Below are 24,193 nucleotides of genomic sequence, written 5' to 3' on the forward strand. Positions count from 1 at the left end.
AGGACTTTAACGCTGGATAATTTCCACCTGATGAGGATTCCCGTCATCGACAAGCGGGATCTGGTCATCCGGCAGCACTACGCCGTCCAGCGTGACCTGGTACGCCTCGCTGCCCTGCGAGATCCTGATCTGGTACTGACTCTGCCCCTGCTGATAGGCCATGCTGAGCGACGGCCAGTGCGCCGGGAGCTGTGCATGGACCGTCAGGACATTGCCGAAGCGCTTAATCCCCAGCAGCTCCTCGGTCAGCAGGCGATATGCCCAGCCCGCAGAGCCGGTATACCAGCTCCAGCCGCCGCGTCCGATATGCGGGGCCACGCTATACACATCGGCGCTCATGACGTACGGCTCGGTTTTATAGCGCTCGACGTCATCGGGCGTGAGGGCATGGTTGACGGGATTGATCATCGACCACAGCTCCCACGCGCGCTCGGTGTTCCCCATTCGTGCAAAGGCCATCACCGCCCAGATGGCACCGTGAGTATACTGCCCGCCGTTTTCCCGCACGCCGGGCAGATAGCCCTGAATGTAGCCCGGATTCGGTCCGTGGCCGTCGAACGGTGGCGTCAGGAGTTTGATAAGCCCCGCGTCGTTATCCACCAGCAGCTTATCCAGCGACTGCATGGCGCGTTGGCTGCGCGACGGTTCGGCGGCCCCGGAGAGCACCGACCAGCTTTGGGCGATGGCATCAATCCGACAGTCCTGCGAGGCTTTCGACCCCAGCGGTTCGCCGCCGTCAAAATAGCCGCGCCGGTACCACTCTCCGTCCCAGGCGGAGGTTTCGAGGTTTTTCTGTAGACGCGAGGCTTCAGTGCGGCACAGCTCTGCTATCGTGGCGTCCTGGCGCTGTTCGGCGAGATCCGCGACGCGCTGCAAAATATCGAACAGGAAAAAGCCCAGCCAGACGCTTTCGCCTTTTCCGTCGATGCCGACCCGGTTCATCCCGTCATTCCAGTCCCCCGCGCCCATCAGCGGCAGGCCGTGCGAGCCAAACTGCAAACCGTGCCGAATGGCTTTCACGCAGTGCTGCCACAGCGTCTCTTCGACGGCGCTGATGACCGGCGTATCGTAGACCGACTCTTCGCCGGGCTGGAGCGGACGCCCTTCCAGATAGGGAATGCGCTGCTCAAGCACGCCAGTGTCGCCGGTGGTTTGCACGTAGTGGCAGACCGCCAGCGGCAACCAGAGATAATCATCCGAGCAGCGGGTGCGCACGCCATTGCCGTGTGGCGGGTGCCACCAGTGCTGCACATCGCCTTCGATAAATTGCCGCGAGGCGCAGAGGATAATTTGCTCGCGCAGACGCTCCGGTGCGGCGTGGCTCAGGGCCAGCGTGTCCTGCAGCTGATCGCGGAATCCAAACGCACCGCCGGACTGATAGTAGCCGCTGCGCGCCAGCAATCGGCAGGCCACCGTCTGATAGAGCAGCCAGCCGTTGGTGAGTAGATTGACGGCGCTATCCGGCGTGTGGACGACGATTTTATCCAGCACGCTGTGCCAGTAACGGTGAACGCGGCTGAGCTCCTCGCGGGCGGCCTCTTCGTTCAGGTATCGCGCGAGAAGCGTCTGGGCTTCGACCGGATCTTCGCCGACGCCCAGCACAAAGATGAAGGTCTTCTGATCGCCATCGATCAGCGTAACGGCGGATTGCACCGCGCCGCAGGGATCCAGCCCGGCCCCGGTTTTATCCGACAGCCAGCGCAGACGCATCGCCGCCGGGTTGTGCTGAGCCCCGTTGCGACCGAGAAACTCGCGGCGGTCGCCCGTCAGGGAGCAGTGCGCGCCCGTCACGGCGAAAAAGGCGGTGCGCCCGGCGCCGTTGCTGCCGTAAAAATTGTTCGCCATCACGCCGCAGCCGTCCGCGACGCTGGCCGCATGGGTCACGATGTGCAGCGCCGATGAGGTGCGCGACTCGCCGAGCGTCCACTCCACGTAGCCCGTTGCGGAGAGTTTTCGCGTCCGCCCGGAGTTATTGCTGATGGTCAGGATCGCCAGTTTGACCGGTGCCTCTTCGGCGACCAGCACCGTCAGTTCGCTGTCGATGCCGCTCTCACGGTGGGCGAATACGCTGTAGCCGAAGCCGTGGCGAGAGAGATAATCCCCCTGGCCGCGCACCGGTAAGGCGGTCGGAGACCAGCAGGCGCCGCTCTCTTCGTCGCGCAGATAAAACACTTCGCCGGAGCGATCGCTCACCGGGTCGTTTTCCCACGGCGTCAGGCGATATTCATGGGCGTTTTCATACCAGCTGTAGGCTTGCCCGGCCTCGGACAGCACGCTGCCAAAGCGGGCGTTGGCCAGCACGTTTGACCAGGGGGCTGGCGTAGGCGCATTTTCCCGCAGCACAATCTGGTACTCGCGACCATCCTGTGAAAACCCGCCGTGGCCGTTGAAATGCACAAGTTGATCCGTATCCGGCGTCCAGGGGATATGCAGATTGACGCCCGGTACGAGGTGGGGAACGAAAGGTCGCGGGACCGTTTTTAACGCATGCAGGCGCTGATCGAGCTGTTCGTTCAGCCCGCCCGCGCGGTCATCCAGAGACAGATGCGCGACGCTTTGCAGCAGCAGCTTGTCTTCGGCGGAGAGATGTTCGCCGTTACGGACAAAAATCCCCCCCGACTTATCCAGCAGGCTGGCCTCGGACCCCGCATAGATCAGATCCATGATGTGATTTTGCAGCGCCTGCTGATAGCCGCCGGGGCTTTCGTTGAGGATCACCAGATCGACTGCCAGCCCTTTCAGCCGCCAGTAGCGGTGCGCCTGAATCAGCGTGGTAATCGACAAAATGCTCTCTTCGCTGCTGATGCTGAGCAGCACGATCGGCAAGTCGCCGGAAATCGCCCAGCCCCACAGGCCGGACTGGCCGCGCCGGTTGCGGCTGATGGTCAGGTTGTCGGCGCGCAGCTCCTGGCACGGGTAAAGAATGGCACCCGCAAGCCGGTTGAACAGCGCGGCGTCATCTTCGTTGGCGTTAATCTGGCGTAATACCACCAGGCTGTGCGACCAGGCGAGCTCAAAGACGCGGTCGGCGATCGGGTGATCGCGATATTTTTCCAGCAGCGCCAGGCTCTGCTGGCGATTCTCGCTCACGCCATACAGGATATCGACGGTGACCGGCAGGCCGGGTTGCAGGGTGAGGGTCTGGCGGATCGCCAGCATCGGGTCCAGCACTGAGCCGGAGCTATTGCTGAGCGCGCCCGATTGCCCGGCGGCCTGCGCATCCACCGGGCCTCTGCCGCGCCCGAGGAACTTCGCCCGGTCGGTTTCAAACGAGACGCCGCTTTGGCTGCTGCCATGCACCACCATCATGTGGAATAACCACGGACTTTTTTCGTCCGGCGCGCGCGGGCGGCGGTGGCACAGAATGGCGTTCTGCGCGGGAACAAGCTCCGTCTGGATAAACAGATTGCTGAAGGTCGGATGCGCCAGATCGCTGGTGGCCGGGGCGAGTACGACTTCGGCGTAGGTCGTCAGTTCAATGGTGCGCGGCTGACGCCCGCGATGCAGCAGGGTGACGCGCCGCAGCTCGATATCGTCTTCCGGCGACACTACCACCTGGGTTTTCACGCTCACCGTGCCCAGCGTGCGTTTAAATTCCGCCCCCGCATCGGTAAAGATCACCTCGTCGTTGCTGTCCGTTTCACCGGTCGGCTGCCAGGTATTGCTCCAGATGTCGCCCGATTGCAGATCGCGGATGTAGCAGAACGCCCCCCAGTTATCGCGGGTGGTATCGCTGCGCCAGCGGGTGAGGGCCAGATCGTTCCAGCGGCTGTAACTCCCACCGGTGTGGGTCATCATCAGATGATAATGGCTGTTGGAGAGCAGCTGCACCTCAGGGATCAGGCTGTCAGCGGCGGTAAAAATACGCGGTTCATAGCGAACGGGTTTAACGCGCCCTTCGTGCGATTCAAAGTGGCGGCGCGGGCTGTAGAGATCGACTGCATCAGGCACGCGCTCCTGCAGGAGCAGACTCGCCGACTGGAAGGCGGTGCTGGCCATAAACCGGTCGGCCATCGGCGCGTCGAGCAACACGTGCGCCAGGGCCTGGAACGCCATGCCCTGATGGTGCGCCATCCACGACTGCACCACGGCGTACAGCTGCCCGGTGGCGAGGCGCGACGGCGTATAGTCCAGGGCTTCATAGAAACCGAACTCGCCGCGCGCGCCGTTTTTCTCCAGCCGCGCCAGATTGTCGCAGGCTTTTTGCGGAGCAATCATCAGGGCCAGCAGCGTGGCGTAAGGGGCGACGACCATATCGTCCGCCAGACCACGGCGCAGGCCGAGGCCCGGAACCCCGAAGGCCTGATACTGATAGTTCTGCTGCACATCAAAGGCGTGATAGCCAGACTCTGAAACCCCCCAGGGCACACCGCGCTCTTTGCCCCAGTGGATCTGACGCATCACCGCCGACTGGCTCATCTCATCCAGCAGGCTGCCGGGCCAGGTCGGCATCACCAGATTCGGCATCAGGTATTCAAACATCGAACCGCTCCAGGACATCAGGGCGGTGTCACGATCGATGGTGGTAAACAGCCGCCCCAGCGCATACCAGCTTTTCAGCGGCAGCTGGTTGGTGGCGATGGCGATAAAACTGGTGAGGCGAATTTCGGAGGGCAGCAGGTCGTAGTGGCTTTTATCCAGCATATTGCTGTCGCAGTTGTAGCCGATGCTGAGCAGGCTGGTCACTTCGCTGTAGAGGAAGGTGAAATCCATCCGCGCGTGCTCGTTCAGCCGCTGTTCCAGTTCGGTGATGATATCCAGGCGCATACGCGCCAGGCCAATCGCCGAGGCGGACGGCGTGCCTTCCCCGCTGTGTTTCGCATTCGCCAGCCAGCTCAGGGACGGCAGCGTCTGCGTGTCCCAGGCGGGCGTGAGCCAGCCGAGGAGATGTGACCACTCGTGGCACAGCATCACCAGCTGGCGCTGCAGATGGTCGATCCAGCGCAGGGTGAGGGCATCGTCCTGATGGCATAACGCCGTCAGGTGGTTGCTCTGGGTGCGCATCTGCTTCAGCTCGATATAGAGCTGCGCCGGAGAGAGCGACGTCGCGCCGAGACAATGTTTACGCAACAGCCGTAGCCCCGTCGGGGCGTTCTGCCCCCAGTGTTTCTCCAGAATCCCCAGGGTGTCGTTCAGCCCGGCCAGCACCTGAGCGCTGTTTAACACCGGCTGGTTGCGCATCGCCGACAGCCCTTCGCGCAGGGTCAGCAGATGGCCCGCCATGTTGCCGCTGTCGACGCTGGAGACATAGCGCGGACTCAGCGGGGCGAGGGTCTGCGTGTCGTACCAGTTATACAAATGGCCGCGGAAATGCTCCATTTTGTCGAGCGTGTCGAGGGTCAACGTTACGCGCTGCAACACCTCGCCGGACGGGAGATAGCCGAAATCCCAGGCCGTCAGATTCGCCATCAGCGACAGGCCAATGTTCGTCGGCGAGGTGCGATGGGCGATGACCGGGTGAGGGATCTCCTGATAGTTATCCGGCGGCAGCCAGTGTTCTTTGGCGGTGACGAAGGTTTCGAAGAAGGCCCAGATTTCACGGCTCGTCTGGCGCAGCAGCTGCTTTTGCTCTCTGTTCGGCGAAAACACGCTGCGGGCGGGCGAGCGACTCATCCAGCTCAGCAGGAGCGGCGTCAGGCACCACAGCAAACTGACCGGCAGCGCGATGAAGGAAAACAGCGGTGCAATATGTGCGGTCAGGACGGTGAGCGCCACGCCAGTGGCGACGTTCATCCACATCGCCCGGTAAAAGCGGATCGGGGACGTTTTTTCCCGGTCGTTGTCCGGGCTGTAGCTGGCCCACTGGCTCAGATTGCGCTGGCTGAATCCCAGACGCCAGAGCGTCACGGCAATCGCATACAGGGAATAGCCGGCCTCATGGGGCAGGGTGGCGAAATTCATCCCGACGCGGGACAGTCGTTTAAGCGCACCGGTGGCGACCAGCAGCAGATGCTGCACAACAGGGCGACGGGTGGGTTTGTTAATCAGATCCCAGGCGACCGCCAGCCCGGTCGGCAGGAGCCAGACCAGCATCAGCACGCCCAGCCAGTAAAACGGATTCGGCACCCACAGCAGGGTGCAAAACAGCAGCGCCAACAGGGACGGAGCGACCAGGCTGCGGCGCAGGTTATCGAATAATTTCCAGTACGACAGAGCGGAGAGCGAGTTTTTATCGTGGGTGCCATCCGCTTTTCTGACGCGCGGTTTGAGCCAGTTCAGCAGCTGCCAGTCGCCACGGATCCAGCGGGTCCGGCGCGCGACGTCCGAGAGATAGTTGTTCGGATACTGCTCGTAGAGCAACACTTCGCTCAGCAGCCCCGAGCGGGCATAACACCCTTCCAGCAGATCGTGGCTGAGGACCAGGTTTTCCGGGCAGGTGTTGTGCGTGGCCTGCACAAAGATATCGACATCGTAAATGCCTTTGCCGACGAAGGAGCCTTCGTTGAACAGATCCTGATAAATATCAGACGACATCATCGAATAGGGGTTATTCCCGGCGATGCTGCTGCACATGGCGGCATAGCGTCCCTGTCCGTTGCGCGGCATCTCTTCGGCGAGACCCGGCTGCAGGATGCCGTAGCCTTTCACCACGCGCTGACGCGCGGCGTCGTATTCCGGTTTGTTGAGCGGGTGCGCCATGGTGGCGACCAGCTTATGTGCCGTATCGCGCGGCAGAAGCGTGTCGCTGTCCAGCGTGACGACGTACTTGATCCGCTCCGGCAACTGGTGCGCAGGCAGGTCGGCGACGCTGGAAAATTGTTTGTCAGGCTGGCGTAGCCAGCTGTTCAGCAGCGCCAGTTTCCCGCGTTTGCGTTCGTAACCCATCCAGGCGCCCTGCGTTGGGTTCCATTCAGGGGCGCGGTGGAGGAGATAAAAACGCGGGCGAGTGGCCGGATAGCGGCGGTTGAGATCCTGCGTCAGTGATATCGCCTGCTCAAGCAGGGCGTTGTTTTCCGCTGAGGGCTCATTCGCCGAATCGGTAAAGTCGGTTAACAGGGCGAAGCAGAGATGCTCGCTTTGGTTGCCCAGCCAGCACACTTCCAGACTGGCGATCAGTTTGCTGATCCCGTCGGGGCTGGTGAGCAGGCAGGGGATCACCACCATAGTGGCCGAATCCGCCGGGATCCCGCTGGAAAAATCCATCCGCGGCAGCGGGCGCGGCGTGCGAAAACGGGTGGTCGCTTCGCTGAGCAGATCGCTGGCGAGCTGGCTGAGGACGATGATCAGCGGTATTGCGAGGAGGATCAGCAGCCAGCCCAGGCCCTGCTGCGCAGTGCGGTGCAGAATTTCGGCGGTGGCCGCGGTGGTCAGCAGACTCAGGCTGCCGAGCCAGGACATCAGCGGGATTTGGTTGAAACTGTGCCGCAGGCGGATAAGCCGCGAGGCATCGGCGGATAAGAGAATTTCCAGGCGCTGACGCCCTTCGCCCATCAGGTAATAACCGATATGCGCACCCGGCGTGTCGGGGGCGTTTTCACCGGCAAGCGCCAGCACGCGGCGGGCCACTTCCGGCTCGCTGAAATGGCTGTCTCGCGCCAGAAGTTCAATCACGTGGCGATAGTGGTCGCGCGTATCGAAGTGCATCAGCGGGTAAATCCCGGCCGGATCCTGGCGCAGCGTCTGTTCCACCACGCTCATGGCCTCGGCGAAATCTGCCCAGTTGGTTTCACTCAGCAAGCGCAGGCCCGCGATGCTGTTACTCACGGAAAGCTGGCTGGCGGCTAACTGCTGATTGAAGCGGTGAATGAGGGTGTCGGTGGTCACGCCCTGTTCGGTCAGGCGCTGTTCGATCCAGGTCAGGGGCAGCGCCAGCATATTGCCGCGCCCCTGCAGACGACGTACCAGCTCGGCCACAAAGGCGCTGCTTAACGGCGGGCGCGAGCGCGCCATATCGGCGATCACCATGATCAGCTCGGCGGGCGTGTTCTCTGCGCACTCGAAAATGCGTGTCACCCAGCTATCCGCCAGATTACGTTCCTGCTGGGCTTTGACCACGTCGATGCTGACCCGGCGCAGGTTTTCGATGAGCGCCAGACGCAGCATGCCGGGCAGCGCCCAGACTTCGCCCAGCGTCAGCGGCGTCTCCTGCTGATAGGCGGTGATGTAGCTGGTGAGATTCGCGGCGTCCCAGCGCCCGTCACCGTGGGCGATGGCTTCGGCGGCGATATCGTAGATGCGCGGACAATCATGCGGCGAAGCCAGCGCCGGAAGCCCTTTGCCGAAATTCTTCGGCAGGTGCTGGCGCACGATGCGGATCTGCTCCTCGATCAGGTAGTAGTTATCCAGCAGCCACTCCCCGGCGGGCATGATGCTCGCTTTCTTACCGGCATTGAGGACGTAGCAGTTTTGTGTAATCACCGCCTCATTGTCATCGAGGCGTTTGAGCAGGTAGTACGGCAGCTTGTCAGGCGACAATTTGTGCGATCGCGCCAGCTTTTGTCCGTAGCGCGCCATCTGGGCCGTCGAAAAAAGCTCGGCTTTAAAACTGTTTTCAGCCGCAGGTTCGTTGCCCGAAAGGGCAGGAGCCAGCGCAGGCGGCAGCGAGCGGGAGCGACTCCGCCACTTCTTAAGGTTCATTTTCATAGCGATGCTCTGGTGCGACGTGAACGCGCAGGAGCAGTTGCGAAATCAGATCAGAAACGTTCTCTCAGGATGGGTGTGGGGCATCAGGGATTTAACAGCTGCTGGAATCTTACTTAAGTATAGAACACCGATTTTGCGCCATCAGGCGCATGCGGGATCAGCGCGGCGCAACAAACAGCGCTTTACAGCCGGGGCACAGCATCGCCTGTTTGAGGCGAATTTTTGACGTTGGGTGTGAGGACTTGAGGCCGCAGTGCGGGCAAGTGACGGTGGTGGTCGAGGCTCCACCGATGAGCTTCATTGCGTAATCGAGAAGAGACATGATGATTAACCTTTCAATGAATGAGCTTCATCCTAGCACGAAGTGTTCAAATACTATGCAAGGTATCGCATCTCCCCTTTGCAGGAATTTACCGGGTCTGTGGCTGACCTGACAAAGCGGCGGCAAAATAAGGTCTATTATTAGAATTAGTTACTGACCCGGGAGGCGAAAGGATGAACAAGGTTGCTCAATTTTACCGCGAACTGGTTGCCACACTCACGGAGCGCCTGCGTAACGGCGAACGTGATATTGATGCCCTGGTCGAGCAGGCGCGCGCGCGCGTCGTGCAAACGGGTGAGTTAACGCGGACCGAAGTAGAAGAGGTGACGCGGGCCGTGCGCCGCGATCTGGAAGAGTTCGCGCGCAGCTATGAAGAGAGCCAGGATGAGGTCACCGACAGCGTGTTTATGCGGGTGATCAAAGAGAGTCTGTGGCAGGAGCTGGCGGATATCACCGACAAAACCCAGCTGGAGTGGCGCGAGGTGTTTCAGGATCTGAACCATCACGGCGTGTATCACAGCGGCGAGGTGGTCGGGCTGGGGAATCTGGTGTGTGAGAACTGCCATTTCCATCTGGCGGTGTACACGCCTGACGTGTTGCCGCGCTGTCCGAAATGCGGGCATGACCAGTTCCATAGACGGCCGTTTGAGCCGTGATTTTCCACCCTCACCCTAACCCTCTCCCTGAGGGAGAGGGGATCAGATCGGCGTGGTTTTCTCCCTCTCCCCGTGGGAGAGGGCCGGGGTGAGGGCACCAGACCGCACTAGTGATAAAACTTCAACCGTTCTGCGATTAAATCCACAAAACCTTCCCGGTCGATATCCACCATCAACGTGGTATTCGGTGTATTGCCGGTCAGGGAGTAGTAATCCACGACCGTCATCCCCTGAGTGTATTTCCCCTGCGTCTCTACGCCGACCCAACGATCCACGGTGGTAAATATCTCCGGTTTCAACAGCCAGGCGATAGTGCAGGGATCGTGCAGCGGCGCGCCCTGGAAGCCCCATTTCTCGGTTTTGTGATACTCCATAAAAAAGTCGAGCAGCTCGGCGACGGTGGTGGCGACGGGGTTACCGATCCCGCGAAAGCGCTCGATATCTTCTGCCATGATCTGCGCCCGATGGGTCACATCCAGACCTGCCATCACAATCGGGATGCCCGACTGGAAGACGATCTCTGCCGCTTCCGGGTCGACGAAGATGTTGAACTCCGCCGCTGGCGTCCAGTTGCCGAGCCCCATCGCGCCGCCCATGATTACAATCCGCGCGATTTTCGCGTGCAGTTCCGGGTGGCTATTGAGCAGCAGCGCGACGTTGGTTTGCGGACCTGTCGCGACCAGCGTCACCGGCTCGCGGCTGTCGCGCAGCACCTTCGCCATCAGTTCGACCGCCGTGCAGTGTTGCGGTGCAAAGCCAGGCTCCGGCAGCGCCGGGCCGTCGAGGCCGCTCTCGCCGTGAACGTTATCGGCGATAATCAGATCGCGCATCAGCGGCTTCACCGCGCCGCCCGCCACCGGGATGTCCGTGCGTTTGAGCAGGGTCAGCATGCGTAACACGTTGCGCAGGGTTTTATCCGGCGTCTGGTTCCCGGCAGAAGAGGTGACCGCTTTGAGGTCGAGTTCCGGTGAGGCGAGGGCAAGGACCAGAGCGATGGCGTCGTCATGACCTGGATCGCAATCGAGAAGGATCGGCAGTGGCATAGGGAGCTCCATTTTTGGCGTTATTTTGTGACAAGGTTAACGCCGCAAGATGAAGCAGACGAGAAGAAGAGGGCTAAAGCGTGAAGTGGTGCGCAATCCGAAGAGTGCGCACCCTTTTGATTAGTGCAGGATTTTGGCGAGGAAGTCTTTAGCGCGGTCGGACTGCGGGTTGGCGAAGAAATCTTCTTTCGGCGAATCTTCGACAATTTTCCCTTCATCCATAAAGATCACGCGGTTGGCCACTTTGCGGGCGAAGCCCATCTCGTGGGTCACCACCATCATGGTCATCCCTTCGTGCGCCAGTTCAACCATCACGTCCAGGACTTCGTTGATCATCTCTGGATCGAGCGCGGAAGTGGGTTCATCAAACAGCATGGCGATCGGGTCCATACAGAGCGCACGGGCAATCGCCACGCGCTGCTGCTGACCACCTGAGAGCTGCGCCGGATACTTATCGGCATGGGCCGACAGCCCGACGCGCTCCAGCAGTTTCAGCCCCTTTTCACGCGACGCTTTTTTGTCGCGTTTCAGCACTTTTACCTGCGCCAGCGTCAGGTTCTCAATTATCGACAGGTGAGGGAACAGCTCAAAATGCTGGAACACCATCCCGACGTGAGAACGCAGTTTTGCCAGATTGGTTTTCTTGTCGTTAACTTTGGTGCCATCGACGACGATCTCGCCTTGCTGCACGGGTTCGAGGCCGTTGACGGTTTTGATCAGCGTCGATTTACCGGAGCCGGAAGGGCCGCAGACGACAACCACTTCGCCTTTTTTCACTTCGGTGGAACAGTCGGTCAGCACCTGAAAGTGCCCATACCATTTAGAAACATTTTTCAGGGAAATCATGAGACCGTCCTTTTCTTCAGCCAGGTCACCAACAGCGACGCGCTTAAACTAATTGCAAAATAAACCGCACCTGCGAACAGGATCATCTCGACCTGCGTCCCGTCACGCTCGCCGATGGTGGAGGCGGTGCGGAAGAAGTCCGCCAGACTCAGCACGTAAACCAGCGAGGTATCCTGGAAGAGCACGATGCCCTGGGTCAGCAGCAGCGGGACCATGGCGCGAAACGCCTGGGGTAAAATAATGAGCTTCATGGACTGCCAGTGGGTCATCCCCAGGGCCAGCGCCGCGCTCGATTGTCCGCGGGAGATGCTCTGAATACCCGCGCGAATAATTTCTGAATAGTACGCGGCCTCAAACATCGAGAACGCCACCATGGCCGAGATCAGGCGGATATCGGTTTTCGGCGACAGCCCCAGCACGTTTTGCAGCAGTCCAGGAACGATCAGATAAAACCACAGCAGCACCATCACCAGCGGAATCGAGCGGAAGACGTTGACGTAGGCCGTGGCGAACCAGGCGAGCGGTTTAAAGCTCGACAGGCGCATGACCGCGAGGATCGTCCCCCAGACAATACCAATGACAATCGCAATGGCGGTGATTTTTAAGGTGATGACCAGCCCGTCGAGGAGATAGGGCATGGCAGGAACAATGGAACTCCAGTCAAAATCGTACATTATTTGCCCCCCAGATTGCCCGGCAGGCGAGTTTTACGTTCAACCAGGTTCATCACCAGCATGATGAATGCGTTAATCAGCACATAGGCCACGGTAATGGCGGTGAAGGATTCCCACGCGTGGGCGGAGTAATCCAGCAGTTTGCCCGCCTGCGCGGCCATATCGACCAGACCGATAGTGGAGGCGATGGCCGAGTTTTTCACCAGGTTCATCATCTCGGAGGTCATCGGCGGGACGATCACCCGATAGGCGTTAGGCAGCAGCACGTAGCGATAGCTTTGCGGCAGCGTCAGGCCCATCGCCAGAGCTGCGTTTTTTTGCCCGCGCGGCAGCGACTGAATGGCGGCTCGCACCTGCTCGCACACGCGCGCAGCGGTAAACAGCCCAAGACAGAGCATCGACGAGACAAAGAACTGAATATTCGGGTCGAGTTCCGATTTAAACCACATGCCGAGGTTTTCCGGCAGCAGTTCAGGAACCACCAGATACCAGGTAAAGAACTGCACGATGAGCGGAACGTTGCGGAACAGTTCCACGTACAGGGTGCCGAGAGAAGAGAGAAAACGATTCGGGACGGTACGTAAAATACCGAACAGCGAACCGACCAGGAAGGCGATAATCCAGGCCGTTATCGATAACGCAACGGTGACCTGAAAGCCGCTCCACAGCCAGCCTAAATAGGTGGTGTTGCCGAACGGGGCTTGTTGCAGAAAAATGCCCCAGTTCCAGTCTATTGACATAATAAACTCCAGAAAAAAAAGGGTAGCAGCGCTACCCTCGAAGATTGGTGAGAAGCTCAATGTTCGCGCTGAGTGGGGAACGACCACTCAACGTATAGTCTGTCCGCGCTTCCCGACAATCGAGAGGGCAGGAGGTCCCGCCCCTTAATGGTTCTAATTAGTTCAGTGCTTTATCGTTTGGTTCTTTGAACAGGGCTTTCATGTCGTCAGACAGTTCAAAGTTCATGTTGAGATTTTTTGGTGGAATCGGGTTCTTGAACCACTTATCGAACCATTTTTCCGCTTCGCCGGAAGTCTGGACTTTGGCGATGGTGTCATCGATCAGCTTTTTGAAGTCCGCGTCGTCTTTACGCAGCATACAGCCGTACGCTTCTTTCGACTGCGCCGTGCCGACGATTTCCCAGTTGTCCGGTTTCTTCGCCTTCGCACGTTCTCCCGCCAGCAGCGCGTCATCCATCATGAATGCCACCGCACGGCCGCTTTCCAGGGTACGGAAAGAGTCACCGTGGTCTTTGGCGCTAATGATGCGCATATCCAGTTTCTTCTCGTCGTTCAGCTTGTGCAGCAGCACTTCTGAAGTGGTACCGGAAGTGACAACGACCGCTTTGCCTTTCAGGTCTGCGAAGTCTTTAATCTCGCCGCCTTTTTTGGTCAGCAGACGCGTACCCACCACGAAGATGGTGTCGGAGAAGGCCGCTTGTTTCTGACGCTCGAGGTTGTTGGTGGTGGAGCCACACTCAAAATCGAAGGTGCCGTTTTGCAGCAGGGGAATACGGTTTTGCGACGTAATTGGAATCAGCTTCACCTGCAGATCAGGTTTGTTAAGCTTCTTCTTGACCGCTTCTACGATCGCGTTGGAGTAATCCTGAGAGTAGCCTACGACTTTTTGCGTGTTGTCGTAGTATGAGAACGGGACGGAAGATTCACGGTGGCCGACCACGATCACGCCATTTTTGGCAATCTTGTCGAGAGTGCTCCCGGCAGCCGGAGCGTCTTCAGCGTGAACGACGCCTGCGGACATCCCCATTACCAGCATTGCTGTGGCCAGTTTACGTAATTGCATACCCAACTCCTTTATTATCTGCGCCAATGACGCATTGATACCCATTGTGATGTTGTTATATCTCGCGCGATGCGAGTGCAGTGTTATGCAAGCTTGTTAACATTTAGTCTGGCTTAATGTAAAGATTTTGCTGCGTTATTGTTTATTTTTGCGAAGCGCGCCGCACCATTCAGAGGCAAAAATATCTGCCTGCACCGTTTCGGTGCTACCGATGAACTGCGGTGGTGCGACCAGGTTGCACGTTAAGCCAAACGACTGAATCTGTGATTTAACAAAGCAATAGCCGTGCCAGAAATGGAATTTGAAAGGGGATTTGCCGGGGGACGGGGCTCGGTTTTGTAGGGCGGGTAAGCGCAGCGCCACCCGCCACATAATCGCACGGAAACACGAGCCGGGTGGCGGCTGCGCCTTACCCGGCCTACAGGGATGTGTTTTGTAGGGCGGGCAAGCGCAGCGCCACCCGCCAGATATTCGCACGGAAAACAATTGCCGGGTGGCGGTGATGGGTTTTGTAGGGCGGGTAGCGCAGCGCCACCCGCCAGAGAGGACTATCTCCGACGCTGACGAAGGCTCATCAACACCGCGCCAAAACCAAACAGCGCGGTCAGGATCCACAGCGGCCAGTTGCCGGTGCGGGCATACGGCGTCAGACCCGTCGTTGGCGTGACTTTGGTGGTCAACACCGCGCGGGTGAACTGCGGGAGCATCGCCTGAATTTCGCCTTTCGGACCAATCACCGCCGTAATCCCGTTGTTGGTGCTGCGCAGCAGCGGACGCGCCAGCTCAAGCGAGCGCATACGCGCCATCTGGAAGTGCTGCCACGGGCCAATCGACTTACCAAACCAGGCATCGTTAGAGATGGTCAGCAGATAATCCGTATCCGGACGGAAGTTATCGCGCACCTGTTCGCCCAGGATGATTTCGTAGCAGATCGCCGGCGTCAGCGCAAAACCATGTGCATGAAGCTGCGGCTGAACGTATGAACCCCGGCTAAAAGAAGACATCGGCAAGTCGAAAAACGGTGCCAGCGGGCGCAGAATCGATTCCAGCGGCACAAACTCACCAAATGGCACCAGGTGATTTTTGTTGTAGCGATTCGCCGATTCGTAGCTGTACGGGTTGTCTTTCCCGAGCGTGATAATGGTGTTGTAGGTGTCGTAACGGTTCTGCTTATTCAGACGCGCGTCGACAATCCCGGTGATCAGCGTGCTGTTTTTGGCGCGCAGGAGATCGTCCATCATGCTCAGGAAACGCTGCTGGTTAATCTCCAGATCCGGAATCGCAGACTCCGGCCAGATGATCAGGCTGGATTTGCCCATCTCTTTTTGCGTCGCATCGAGATAGATTTTCAGCGTATTAATCAGCTGGTTCTCATCCCATTTCAGCGACTGCGGAATATCGCCCTGCACCATCGACACCTGGGTGGTGCGTTCCGGCTCCAGGGTAAACCACTGGATAAAGCGCAGGGGGAAAGGAAGGGCGAAGAGGACAACGGCGGCAACCAGCGGTTTCCAGTTGCGGCTTACCAGAGCCAGCACCAGCAGGCCGCTCACCACCATCAGCAGGAAGTTGATCGCTTCCACGCCCATCACCGGGGCCAGCCCTTTCAGCGGGCCATCAATCTGGCTGTAGCCGAACTGGAGCCACGGGAAACCGGTCAGCACCCAGCCGCGCAGGAATTCGGTAATCTGCCAGACCACGGGAGCGGCAATGGCGACACGCAGCCAGTTTGTTTTCGGCCACAGGCGAGACAGAATGCCCGCGAACAGACCCGTATACAGCGAGAGATACGCCGCCAGCAGCACCACCAGGAAGACGTTCACCGGGCCAGGCATCCCGCCAAACTGCGCGATGCTGACGTACACCCAGTTAATGCCGGAGCCAAACAGGCCCAGACCCCAGAAGTAGCCGATGGCTGCGGCCTGCACCGGGCGACGATTCAGCGTCAGCCCTTGCAGCCCCATCAGCGAGAGAAGGGCGGCAGGCCAGATGTCATAAGGAGAAAAAGCCAGCGTTCCGCTGGCTCCGAGCAACAGCGCCAGCAGCAAACGGACGCGCTGGCGTTCAAGTAATGGGGCAAATGCCATTTACATTAATCTTCCAGTTTTGGCACCGGGGAGTCGTCCGGCATTCTGACGTGAACCTGAATAATACGTCGGCTGTCGGCCATGGCGACCTTGAACTGGTAACCATCGATGTCAACGGACTCGCCGCGCGCCGGGAGATGGCCAAAGGCCTGCATCACCAGCCCGCCAATGGTATCGACCTCTTCATCGCTGAAGTGGGTGCCAAAGGTCTCGTTGAACTCTTCAATGGAAGCCAGCGCGCGCACCGTCCAGGTGTGACGGCTCAGCTGACGGAATTCGATATCGTCTTCTTCGTCGTACTCATCTTCGATTTCACCGACGATCAGTTCGAGAATATCTTCGATGGTCACAAGGCCGGAAACACCGCCAAATTCATCGATAACAATCGCCATGTGGTAGCGCTGGGAGCGGAACTCTTTCAGCATGCGGTCAACGCGCTTGCTTTCCGGAACCACCACCGCCTGGCGTAACACTTTTTCCATGCTGAAAGCGTCGGCATCGCTGCGCATAAACGGCAGCAGATCTTTCGCCATCAAAATCCCTTCGATGTGATCTTTGTCCTCGCTAATCACCGGGAAACGCGAGTGGGCCGATTCGATGATCACATCGAGGCACTCGTCCAGAGTCTGGTTGCGTTTCAGGGTAATCATCTGCGAGCGGGGGATCATAATATCGCGGACGCGCTGGTCGGCGATGTCCATGACCCCTTCGAGCATTTCGCGCGTATCTTCGTCGATAAGATCGTTCTGCCCGGAATCACGAATCAGCTCCAGGAGTTCATCACGGTTTTTAGGTTCGCCGTGGAACAGCTGGCTCAGAATGAGGGAGAAAAATCCCTTCTTACTGGTTGTCGTGTCGCTACTGTGTGAATTGTCGTCGCTCATGGCGTTTGTTAAGGGTTCTCTTGTGAGTTTAACGCGCGCCGCCGCAGGAAAGATCCTTGTGCGGCGGCATGGTGGGTCAGTTGAGCAAGATGCTTAACTGACTATTCTTTCTCGGCAATGTACGGGTCCTCATAGCCCAGAGCAAGCATTATCTCTGTCTCGAGGGATTCCATCTCTTCTGCTTCTTCGTCTTCAATATGATCATAGCCAAGCAGATGCAGACTGCCGTGGATAACCATATGCGCCCAGTGGGCGTCGAGGGGCTTTTGCTGCTCTTTCGCTTCCTGTTCAACCACCTGGCGGCAGATAATCAGGTCGCCAAGCAGCGGCATTTCGATGCCCGGCGGCGCTTCGAACGGGAAAGAGAGCACGTTGGTCGGCTTATCTTTCCCGCGATAGGTCAGGTTTAGCTCGTGGCTTTCCGCTTCGTCGACCAGGCGAATCGTCACTTCTGACTCTTCCTGGAACTGCGGGATCACCGCATCCAGCCATGTTTGAAACTGACTTTCTTCCGGCAAACCGGAGTTGTCCTCACAGGCCAGCTGTAAATCGAGGATCACCTGACTCATTTATGCTCTTGCTCCTGGGCTTCGCGTTTACGTTCCGCGGCCTGTTCTGCTTTACGTTTTTGTTCTGCTTCTTCCCATGCTTCATAGGCGTTAACGATGCGGGCAACCACCGGGTGGCGCACCACGTCTTCGCTGTTGAAGAAGTTGAAGCTGATTTCGTCCACTTCCGCCAGCACTTCGATGGCGTGACGCAGACCGGATTTGGTGCTGCGCGGCAGGTCGATCTGGGTGATATCCCCGGTGATGACCGCTTTCGAGTTAAAGCCGATACGCGTCAGGAACATCTTCATCTGTTCGATGGTGGTGTTCTGGCTCTCATCAAGAATGATGAACGCGTCGTTTAACGTGCGCCCGCGCATGTAGGCCAGCGGGGCCACTTCGATGACGTTACGCTCGATCAGCTTTTCGACTTTCTCAAAGCCGAGCATTTCAAACAGGGCGTCATACAGCGGACGCAGATACGGGTCCACTTTCTGACTCAAATCGCCTGGCAGGAAGCCCAGCTTTTCACCGGCTTCGACCGCCGGGCGGGTCAGCAGGATACGACGAATATCCTGGCGCTCCAGGGCATCGACCGCGGCGGCAACGGCCAGATAGGTTTTACCCGTACCCGCAGGACCCACGCCGAAGGTGATGTCATGGTCGAGAATATTGGCGATGTACTGCGCCTGGTTTGGCGTGCGCGGCTTGATCACGCCACGCTTGGTTTTGATATTGATAGCCTTGCCGTAGTCAGGCACGCTGTCGGCGCTCTGCTCCAGCACGCGCGCTTCTTTAATGGCGAGGTGAATGTGTTCCGGTTCGATATCCTGAATTTCCCCGCGCATCGGGGCGGTATCGACATACAGGCTACGCAGAATATCCGCAGCGGCGTTGACGCAGATGGCGCGTCCGGTGAGTTTGAAGTGATTATCGCGACGATTGATTTCGATACCCAGACGTCGCTCCAGTTGTTTGATGTTGTCATCAAACGGCCCGCACAGGCTCAGCAGGCGAGCGTTGTCTGCTGGCTCAAGGGTAAGTTCACGCGTTTCTGTATTCAAACTGTTCCTCTTAATATGAGTGTCGTCTTACAAGAAATTATTCACGCCACAGAATAAAGGCGCAAGCTTATGCTTGCATATTGGGGACGCAGAGGGGAAATACAAGGCCTGCCAGAGCGACAGGCCTGAAGGAATCAGGGCTGGTAAACACCGACACCCAGATCATTTTCTTTGCGAGTACGGGCAATCACGGACGCTGGCGTTTCGGCGACGCGCAGGCCCATTTCCGCTTCGGTACGCACCAGTTTGCCGCGCATGGAGTTGGTCAGCACTTCCTGAATCTCGATATCGACAAACTTACCGATCATGTCCGGTGTGCCTTCGAAGTTCACCACGCGGTTGTTCTCGGTACGCCCCGACAGCTGCATCAGGCTCTTACGCGACGTGCCTTCCACCAGAATACGCTGCGTAGTGCCGAGCATACGACGGCTCCAGGCGTTCACCTGCTGGTTGATGCGCTCCTGCAGAATATAGAGACGCTGCTTTTTCTCCTCTTCCGGCACATCGTCCACCATATCGGCGGCAGGCGTGCCCGGACGGGCAGAGAAGATAAAGCTAAAGCTGGTGTCGAAATTTACCTCGCCAATCAGCTTCATGGTGCGCGCGAAATCATCGGTGGTTTCGCCAGGGAAGCCGACGATAAAGTCGGAGCTGATCTGGATATCCGGGCGCGCTTCACGCAGTTTGCGGATGATCGCCTTGTACTCCAGCACGGTGTGAGTGCGGCCCATCAGGTTCAGCACGCGGTCAGAGCCGCACTGGACCGGCAGATGCAGGAAGCTCACCAGCTCTGGCGTGTCGCGATAGACATCGATGATGTCGTCGGTAAATTCAATCGGATGGCTGGTAGTGAAGCGCACGCGGTCGATACCGTCGATAGCGGCCACCAGACGCAGCAGCTCGGCGAAAGTGCCGGTGGAGCCGTCGTAGTTGGCACCGCGCCACGCGTTGACGTTCTGGCCGAGCAGGTTCACTTCACGCACGCCCTGAGCCGCCAGCTGGGCCACTTCGAACAGGATATCGTCGCACGGACGGCTGACCTCTTCCCCGCGCGTGTAAGGCACGACGCAGTAAGTGCAGTATTTGTTGCAGCCTTCCATGATCGACACGTAGGCGCTTGGGCCGTCGGCGCGCGGCTCGGGCAGACGGTCAAATTTCTCGATTTCCGGGAAGCTGACGTCGACCACCGGGCTGCGATCGCCGCGAACGGAGTTGATCATCTCCGGCAGGCGGTGCAGGGTCTGCGGACCAAACACGATATCGACGTAATGGGCGCGCTGACGAATCAGCTTGCCCTCTTGCGAGGCCACGCAGCCGCCGACGCCGATAATCAGGTCCGGGTTTTTCTTTTTGAGGAGTTTCCAGCGACCTAACAGGTGGAAGACTTTTTCCTGCGCTTTTTCACGGATTGAGCAGGTGTTAAGCAGCAGCACATCGGCTTCTTCTGCCACTTCCGTCAGTTGATACCCGTGGGTGGCATTCAGCAGATCGGCCATCTTCGATGAATCATATTCGTTCATCTGACAGCCCCAGGTTTTTATATGGAGTTTTTTAGTCATCGACTTGCTCAGGCTCAGGATTGCAAGCCGCGTATTGTAATGCTTTGGTGGGGTTGTGACCAGTATGAAGGTTGTCGGCCTCAAGGGCGAAAAAATCCGGTAAACTTAAGGGATTCTCTTCAAAGGATTATTGACCATGACACTCCAGAAAACCGAAATCGCCGTGGTCGGCGGCGGGATGGTCGGCGGCGCGCTGGCGCTTGGGCTGGCACAACAGGGATTCCAGGTAACGGTAATCGAACAGGCCGCGCCGCCTGCGTTTGACGAAACCCAGCAGCCGGACGTGCGGATCTCGGCGATCAGTGCCGCGTCGGTCGATCTGCTGCGCGGTCTGGGCGTGTGGGAGGCGATCCTCGCGATGCGCGCCCATCCGTACCGTCGTCTGGAGACCTGGGAGTGGGAAAACGCCCATGTGACGTTTAACGCCGCGGAACTCAAGCTGCCGCTGCTGGGCTACATGGTGGAAAACAACGTCCTGCAGTTGGCGCTCTGGCAGGCGCTGGAGGCGCACGACAAGGTGACGCTGCGGGTGCCGGATTCCCTGAAAGCACTGCATCGCCATGAGGGCGGCTATTTGCTGGAGCTGGATAACGGTGATGAACTGGCGGTGAAGCTGGTGGTCGGGGCCGATGGCGCGAATTCCCAGGTGCGGCAGATGGCGGGGATCGGCATTCACGCCTGGCAGTATCAACAATCCTGCATGCTGATTACCGTCAAATGCGAAAACGATCCGGGCGACAGCACCTGGCAGCATTTTACCCCCAACGGCCCACACGCCTTTTTACCGCTGTTTGGAAACTGGGCGTCGCTGGTGTGGTACGACACCCCGGCGCGTATTCGCCAGCTGCAGAGTTTGTCGATGGAGCAGCTGCAGCGCGAAATCGATAAACATTTCCCGGCGCGTCTTGGCAAGGTGACGCCGGTGGCGGCGGGTGGATTCCCGTTAACTCGTCGCCATGCCCTGCAATATGCCCGCGAAGGGCTGGCGCTGGTGGGGGATGCGGCGCATACCATTCATCCGCTGGCGGGGCAGGGCGTGAACCTGGGCTATCGCGACGTGGAAGCGTTGCTGTCGGTGATGAGCAGTGCGCGCGGCCACGCGGAACCCTGGGCGAGTGCAGCGGTGCTGAAGCGCTACCAGACGCGGCGCATGGCGGATAATTTCCTGATGCAGTCAGGGATGGATCTGTTTTACGCGGGGTTCAGCAACGATCTTGCACCGGTGCGGGTTCTGCGCAATATCGGCCTGATGGCGGCCGAACGCGCAGGCGGCCTGAAACGTCAGGCACTGAAATACGCGCTCGGTCTTTAGGCATTCATTTCCCTCTCCCTGTGGGAGAGGGTCAGGGTGAGGGGAACAAGCCGCACCGTTCCCAAAGTACAAAAACAAAAAAGCCCGCAGAGCGGGCTTTTTTGCTGTTAAGTGGCTGGGGTACGAGGATTCGAACCTCGGAATGCTGGTATCAGAAACCAGAGCCTTACCGCTTGGCGATACCCCAACAGGGTGCGTTAAACATCTAACGACTTTTTGAAATTGGCTGGGGTACGAGGATTCGAACCTCGGAATGCTGGTATCAGAAACCAGAGCCTTACCGCTTGGCGATACCCCAACAATTTTTTCTAGTTTACCGAAATAATCGATAAATTCCTAATTTGGTGGCTACGACGGGATTCGAACCTGTGACCCCATCATTATGAGTGATGTGCTCTAACCAACTGAGCTACGTAGCCAGACTGCTTTCTTCGATGGCTGGGGTACCTGGATTCGAACCAGGGAATGCCGGTATCAAAAACCGGTGCCTTACCGCTTGGCGATACCCCAATAACCGCGGAGAACCGCTCAATCGAAGAAAATGGCTGGGGTACCTGGATTCGAACCAGGGAATGCCGGTATCAAAAACCGGTGCCTTACCGCTTGGCGATACCCCATCCGTGCAACGCGGACCTGGAAATGGTGCGGGAGGCGAGACTTGAACTCGCACACCTTGCGGCGCCAGAACCTAAATCTGGTGCGTCTACCAATTTCGCCACTCCCGCAAAAAAAGATGGTGGCTACGACGGGATTCGAACCTGTGACCCCATCATTATGAGTGATGTGCTCTAACCAACTGAGCTACGTAGCCATCTTTTTTTCGCGTTACCTTATCGGCGTTGCGGGGCGCATTATGCGTATTGAGTCTTGCAGCGTCAATATCTTTTTCAATGAAAATGGCCGGATTGTGACTGTTTGGTTAGGTTGCGAACAGCGTGACCGAATAATCGGCAATTATTGGTTATTAATCGCTTTTGTTCAGCAAAACGTGAGCAATAAAAAAGGCCCCGAAGGGCCTTTATGCGATCTCTACGATTACTTATAAGCAGACTGGTGAACACCCACCGCGCGTCCTGATGGATCGTTCATGGATTTGAAGGATTCATCCCATTCGATGGCTTTCGCCGAGGAGCAGGCCACTGACGGACCGCCAGGGACACATTCTGCTGCGCTCGCGACCGGGAACAGCTCTTCGAAGATTTCACGGTACAGATACGCTTCTTTCGATCCCGGCGTGTTGTACGGGAAGCGGAAGCTCGCGGTTTCCAGCTGTTGATCGGAAACTTGCTTTGCGGCCACTTCTTTCAGGGTGTCGATCCAGCTGTAGCCCACGCCATCGGAGAACTGCTCTTTCTGACGCCATGCGACGCTTGCCGGCAGGTAAGATTCGAAACATTCACGAAGGATATGTTTTTCCATTTTCCCGTTGCCGCACATTTTGTCCTGCGGGTTGATGCGCATCGCCACGTCGAGGAAAGACTTATCCAGGAAGGGTACGCGGGCTTCCACGCCCCAGGCGGACATCGCTTTGTTGGCACGTGCGCAGTCAAACATGTGCAGCGCCTGCAGTTTACGTACTGTCTCTTCGTGCAGCTCTTTGGCGTTTGGCGCTTTATGGAAGTACAGATAGCCGCCAAAGACTTCGTCAGATCCCTCGCCTGACAGCACCATTTTAATGCCCATCGCTTTGATTTTACGGGACATCAGATACATCGGCGTCGAGGCGCGAATGGTGGTCACATCATAGGTTTCGATGTGATAGATCACGTCGCGGATCGCGTCCAGACCTTCCTGCACGGTGAAGTGAATCTCATGGTGCACGGTGCCCAGATGGTTTGCCACTTCCTGCGCGGCTTTCAGATCCGGTGCGCCTTCCAGGCCGACGGCGAAGGAGTGCAGCTGCGGCCACCAGGCTTCAGAGCGCTCCCCATCTTCCACGCGGCGAGCGGCGAATTTTTTGGTGATCGCCGAGATCACGGAGGAGTCCAGGCCGCCAGAGAGCAGCACGCCGTAAGGCACGTCAGACATCAGGTGGCTTTTTACGGAATCTTCCAGCGCCTGACGCAGGGCGTTTTTGTCGGTGACGTTGTCTTTCACCGCGTCGAAATCGAACCAGTCGCGCTGGTAATACTGACGGATTTCACCGTCTTTGCTCCACAGGTAACTGCCTGCCGGGAACTCTTTAATGGTGCGGCAAACCGGAACCAGGGCTTTCATTTCAGAGGCAACGTAGAAGTTACCGTGTTCGTCGTGGCCCATGTACAGCGGGATAATCCCGATGTGGTCGCGGCCAATCAGGTAGGCGTCTTGTTCGCTGTCGTACAGCGCAAAGGCAAACATACCCTGCAGATCGTCGAGGAATTCCGGGCCTTTTTCCTGATACAGGGCGAGGATCACTTCGCAGTCGGAACCGGTCTGGAAAGCGTAACGATCGCCATACTCAGCGCGCAGCGCCTGATGGTTGTAGATTTCACCGTTAACGGCCAGCGCGTGCGTTTTTTTCTCGTTATACAGCGGCTGGGCACCGGCGTTGACATCGACAATCGACAGACGTTCGTGAGCCAGAATCGCTTTATCGCTTGCGTACACGCCGGACCAGTCCGGGCCGCGGTGACGCATCAGGCGAGAGAGTTCCAGTGCCTTTTTACGCAGTTCGCCCGCGTCAGTCTTGATATCCAGTACGCCAAAAATTGAACACATAACCTTCTCCGTTAACCCTGTTGCAGTGTGATGTTGCTTGCTTATGAAAATGCCGCAAAACAGGGTGTGCGCGCAACACTTTTACGGCCGGAAAAGCAAATAACGCAACAGG

16 protein-coding genes and 7 tRNA genes are annotated in these 24,193 nt (G+C 58.2%); 3 read left to right on the forward strand and 20 right to left on the reverse strand.

From position 1 onward, the window contains the following. Positions 1-6: 6 nt before the first annotated feature. Together QQF33_RS06820 and QQF33_RS06825 are read right to left on the reverse strand one after the other, a co-directional pair. Positions 7-8,583 (reverse strand): glycoside hydrolase family 94 protein, encoded by an 8,577-nt coding sequence (locus QQF33_RS06820; protein WP_285157607.1) that lies wholly within the window; start codon positions 8,581-8,583, stop codon positions 7-9. A gap of 157 nt (positions 8,584-8,740) precedes the next feature. Then, the gene (locus tag QQF33_RS06825; RefSeq protein ID WP_164971751.1) at positions 8,741-8,905 is read right to left on the reverse strand and encodes a YnfU family zinc-binding protein; all 165 of its coding nucleotides are present in this window, start codon (positions 8,903-8,905) and stop codon (positions 8,741-8,743) included. A gap of 173 nt (positions 8,906-9,078) precedes the next feature. Here QQF33_RS06825 and QQF33_RS06830 point away from each other — a divergent pair, with 173 nt between their 5' ends. Further along, positions 9,079-9,561 (forward strand): zinc ribbon-containing protein, encoded by a 483-nt coding sequence (locus tag QQF33_RS06830; protein ID WP_285148742.1) that lies wholly within the window; start codon positions 9,079-9,081, stop codon positions 9,559-9,561. Positions 9,562-9,668: 107 nt separating this feature from the next. On the opposite strand, the gene rihA is transcribed toward QQF33_RS06830, so the two are convergent. The 10 genes from rihA to miaB form a co-directional block, all read right to left on the reverse strand. Beyond that, positions 9,669-10,604, reverse strand: a complete 936-nt coding sequence (rihA, locus tag QQF33_RS06835; protein ID WP_285148744.1) for a pyrimidine-specific ribonucleoside hydrolase RihA — start codon at positions 10,602-10,604, stop codon at positions 9,669-9,671. A 120-nt stretch (positions 10,605-10,724) separates the two neighbouring features. Then, positions 10,725-11,450, reverse strand: a complete 726-nt coding sequence (locus QQF33_RS06840; protein WP_282493781.1) for an amino acid ABC transporter ATP-binding protein — start codon at positions 11,448-11,450, stop codon at positions 10,725-10,727. Next, positions 11,447-12,124: a glutamate/aspartate ABC transporter permease GltK gene (gltK, locus tag QQF33_RS06845; RefSeq protein WP_282493780.1), complete on the reverse strand. Its 678-nt coding sequence runs from the start codon at positions 12,122-12,124 to the stop codon at positions 11,447-11,449. The genes QQF33_RS06840 and gltK overlap by 4 nt, the downstream gene beginning before the upstream one ends. Continuing rightward, entirely contained in the window at positions 12,124-12,864 is a 741-nt protein-coding gene (locus QQF33_RS06850; protein ID WP_102104168.1) for an amino acid ABC transporter permease, read from the reverse strand. Before QQF33_RS06850 ends, gltK begins: the two co-directional genes overlap by 1 nt. Positions 12,865-13,021: 157 nt before the next feature. Then, positions 13,022-13,927 carry an amino acid ABC transporter substrate-binding protein gene (locus QQF33_RS06855; protein WP_282493779.1) on the reverse strand — a complete coding sequence of 302 codons (906 nt, stop codon included), beginning with the start codon at positions 13,925-13,927 and terminating at the stop codon, positions 13,022-13,024. Positions 13,928-14,475: 548 nt separating this feature from the next. Beyond that, a complete protein-coding gene (lnt, locus tag QQF33_RS06860; RefSeq protein ID WP_285157608.1) occupies positions 14,476-16,014 on the reverse strand; it encodes an apolipoprotein N-acyltransferase in 1,539 nt (512 codons plus the stop codon). A 5-nt stretch (positions 16,015-16,019) separates the two neighbouring features. Then, positions 16,020-16,898: a CNNM family magnesium/cobalt transport protein CorC gene (gene corC, locus QQF33_RS06865; protein ID WP_095281233.1), complete on the reverse strand. Its 879-nt coding sequence runs from the start codon at positions 16,896-16,898 to the stop codon at positions 16,020-16,022. Between the two features lie 101 nt (positions 16,899-16,999). Beyond that, positions 17,000-17,467, reverse strand: coding sequence for an rRNA maturation RNase YbeY (ybeY, locus tag QQF33_RS06870; RefSeq protein WP_282493777.1), 468 nt, complete (start codon positions 17,465-17,467; stop codon positions 17,000-17,002). Further along, complete coding sequence (locus QQF33_RS06875) at positions 17,464-18,510, reverse strand: PhoH family protein (protein ID WP_282493776.1); 1,047 nt, start codon at positions 18,508-18,510, stop codon at positions 17,464-17,466. Before QQF33_RS06875 ends, ybeY begins: the two co-directional genes overlap by 4 nt. Positions 18,511-18,644: 134 nt before the next feature. Continuing rightward, the gene (miaB, locus tag QQF33_RS06880) at positions 18,645-20,069 is read right to left on the reverse strand and encodes a tRNA (N6-isopentenyl adenosine(37)-C2)-methylthiotransferase MiaB (RefSeq protein ID WP_100777211.1); all 1,425 of its coding nucleotides are present in this window, start codon (positions 20,067-20,069) and stop codon (positions 18,645-18,647) included. 136 nt (positions 20,070-20,205) lie between these two features. Between miaB and ubiF the strand changes: the two genes are divergently transcribed. Further along, complete coding sequence (gene ubiF / locus QQF33_RS06885; protein ID WP_285148748.1) at positions 20,206-21,381, forward strand: 3-demethoxyubiquinol 3-hydroxylase; 1,176 nt, start codon at positions 20,206-20,208, stop codon at positions 21,379-21,381. 112 nt (positions 21,382-21,493) lie between these two features. On the opposite strand, the gene QQF33_RS06890 is transcribed toward ubiF, so the two are convergent. The 7 genes from QQF33_RS06890 to QQF33_RS06920 form a co-directional block, all read right to left on the reverse strand. Continuing rightward, positions 21,494-21,568: transfer RNA gene (locus tag QQF33_RS06890), tRNA-Gln, on the reverse strand. 36 nt (positions 21,569-21,604) lie between these two features. Next, positions 21,605-21,679 (reverse strand) — tRNA-Gln (locus QQF33_RS06895). A 44-nt stretch (positions 21,680-21,723) separates the two neighbouring features. After that, a tRNA-Met gene (locus QQF33_RS06900) sits at positions 21,724-21,800 on the reverse strand. Between the two features lie 16 nt (positions 21,801-21,816). Further along, positions 21,817-21,891: transfer RNA gene (locus QQF33_RS06905), tRNA-Gln, on the reverse strand. 32 nt (positions 21,892-21,923) lie between these two features. Beyond that, positions 21,924-21,998: transfer RNA gene (locus tag QQF33_RS06910), tRNA-Gln, on the reverse strand. 23 nt (positions 21,999-22,021) lie between these two features. Then, positions 22,022-22,106, reverse strand: a tRNA-Leu gene (locus tag QQF33_RS06915). A 9-nt stretch (positions 22,107-22,115) separates the two neighbouring features. Continuing rightward, a tRNA-Met gene (locus QQF33_RS06920) sits at positions 22,116-22,192 on the reverse strand. Between the two features lie 42 nt (positions 22,193-22,234). Here QQF33_RS06920 and QQF33_RS06925 point away from each other — a divergent pair. Further along, the gene (locus tag QQF33_RS06925) at positions 22,235-22,426 is read left to right on the forward strand and encodes a hypothetical protein (RefSeq protein ID WP_285157609.1); all 192 of its coding nucleotides are present in this window, start codon (positions 22,235-22,237) and stop codon (positions 22,424-22,426) included. On the opposite strand, the gene asnB is transcribed toward QQF33_RS06925, so the two are convergent. Beyond that, positions 22,417-24,081, reverse strand: coding sequence for an asparagine synthase B (asnB, locus tag QQF33_RS06930; protein WP_285146617.1), 1,665 nt, complete (start codon positions 24,079-24,081; stop codon positions 22,417-22,419). The two genes, QQF33_RS06925 and asnB, sit on opposite strands and share 10 nt — an antisense overlap. Positions 24,082-24,193 lie beyond the last annotated feature (112 nt).

The sequence above is a fragment of the Lelliottia wanjuensis genome, from assembly GCF_030238365.1.
Lineage (GTDB): Bacteria > Pseudomonadota > Gammaproteobacteria > Enterobacterales > Enterobacteriaceae > Enterobacter > Enterobacter wanjuensis.

Excerpts from the sequence above, each read along its gene's own strand:
- QQF33_RS06820 (WP_285157607.1), bottom strand. The coding sequence starts at position 8,583 with ATGAAAATGAACCTTAAGAAGTGGCGGAGTCGCTCCCGCTCGCTGCCG.
- QQF33_RS06855 (WP_282493779.1), bottom strand. The coding sequence starts at position 13,927 with ATGCAATTACGTAAACTGGCCACAGCAATGCTGGTAATGGGGATGTCC.
- corC (WP_095281233.1), bottom strand. The coding sequence starts at position 16,898 with ATGAGCGACGACAATTCACACAGTAGCGACACGACAACCAGTAAGAAG.
- rihA (WP_285148744.1), bottom strand. The coding sequence starts at position 10,604 with ATGCCACTGCCGATCCTTCTCGATTGCGATCCAGGTCATGACGACGCC.
- QQF33_RS06840 (WP_282493781.1), bottom strand. The coding sequence starts at position 11,450 with ATGATTTCCCTGAAAAATGTTTCTAAATGGTATGGGCACTTTCAGGTG.
- QQF33_RS06925 (WP_285157609.1), top strand. The coding sequence starts at position 22,235 with ATGCGTATTGAGTCTTGCAGCGTCAATATCTTTTTCAATGAAAATGGC.
- QQF33_RS06850 (WP_102104168.1), bottom strand. The coding sequence starts at position 12,864 with ATGTCAATAGACTGGAACTGGGGCATTTTTCTGCAACAAGCCCCGTTC.
- miaB (WP_100777211.1), bottom strand. The coding sequence starts at position 20,069 with ATGACTAAAAAACTCCATATAAAAACCTGGGGCTGTCAGATGAACGAA.
- asnB (WP_285146617.1), bottom strand. The coding sequence starts at position 24,081 with ATGTGTTCAATTTTTGGCGTACTGGATATCAAGACTGACGCGGGCGAA.
- gltK (WP_282493780.1), bottom strand. The coding sequence starts at position 12,124 with ATGTACGATTTTGACTGGAGTTCCATTGTTCCTGCCATGCCCTATCTC.
- QQF33_RS06825 (WP_164971751.1), bottom strand. The coding sequence starts at position 8,905 with ATGTCTCTTCTCGATTACGCAATGAAGCTCATCGGTGGAGCCTCGACC.
- QQF33_RS06830 (WP_285148742.1), top strand. The coding sequence starts at position 9,079 with ATGAACAAGGTTGCTCAATTTTACCGCGAACTGGTTGCCACACTCACG.
- lnt (WP_285157608.1), bottom strand. The coding sequence starts at position 16,014 with ATGGCATTTGCCCCATTACTTGAACGCCAGCGCGTCCGTTTGCTGCTG.
- ubiF (WP_285148748.1), top strand. The coding sequence starts at position 20,206 with ATGACACTCCAGAAAACCGAAATCGCCGTGGTCGGCGGCGGGATGGTC.
- ybeY (WP_282493777.1), bottom strand. The coding sequence starts at position 17,467 with ATGAGTCAGGTGATCCTCGATTTACAGCTGGCCTGTGAGGACAACTCC.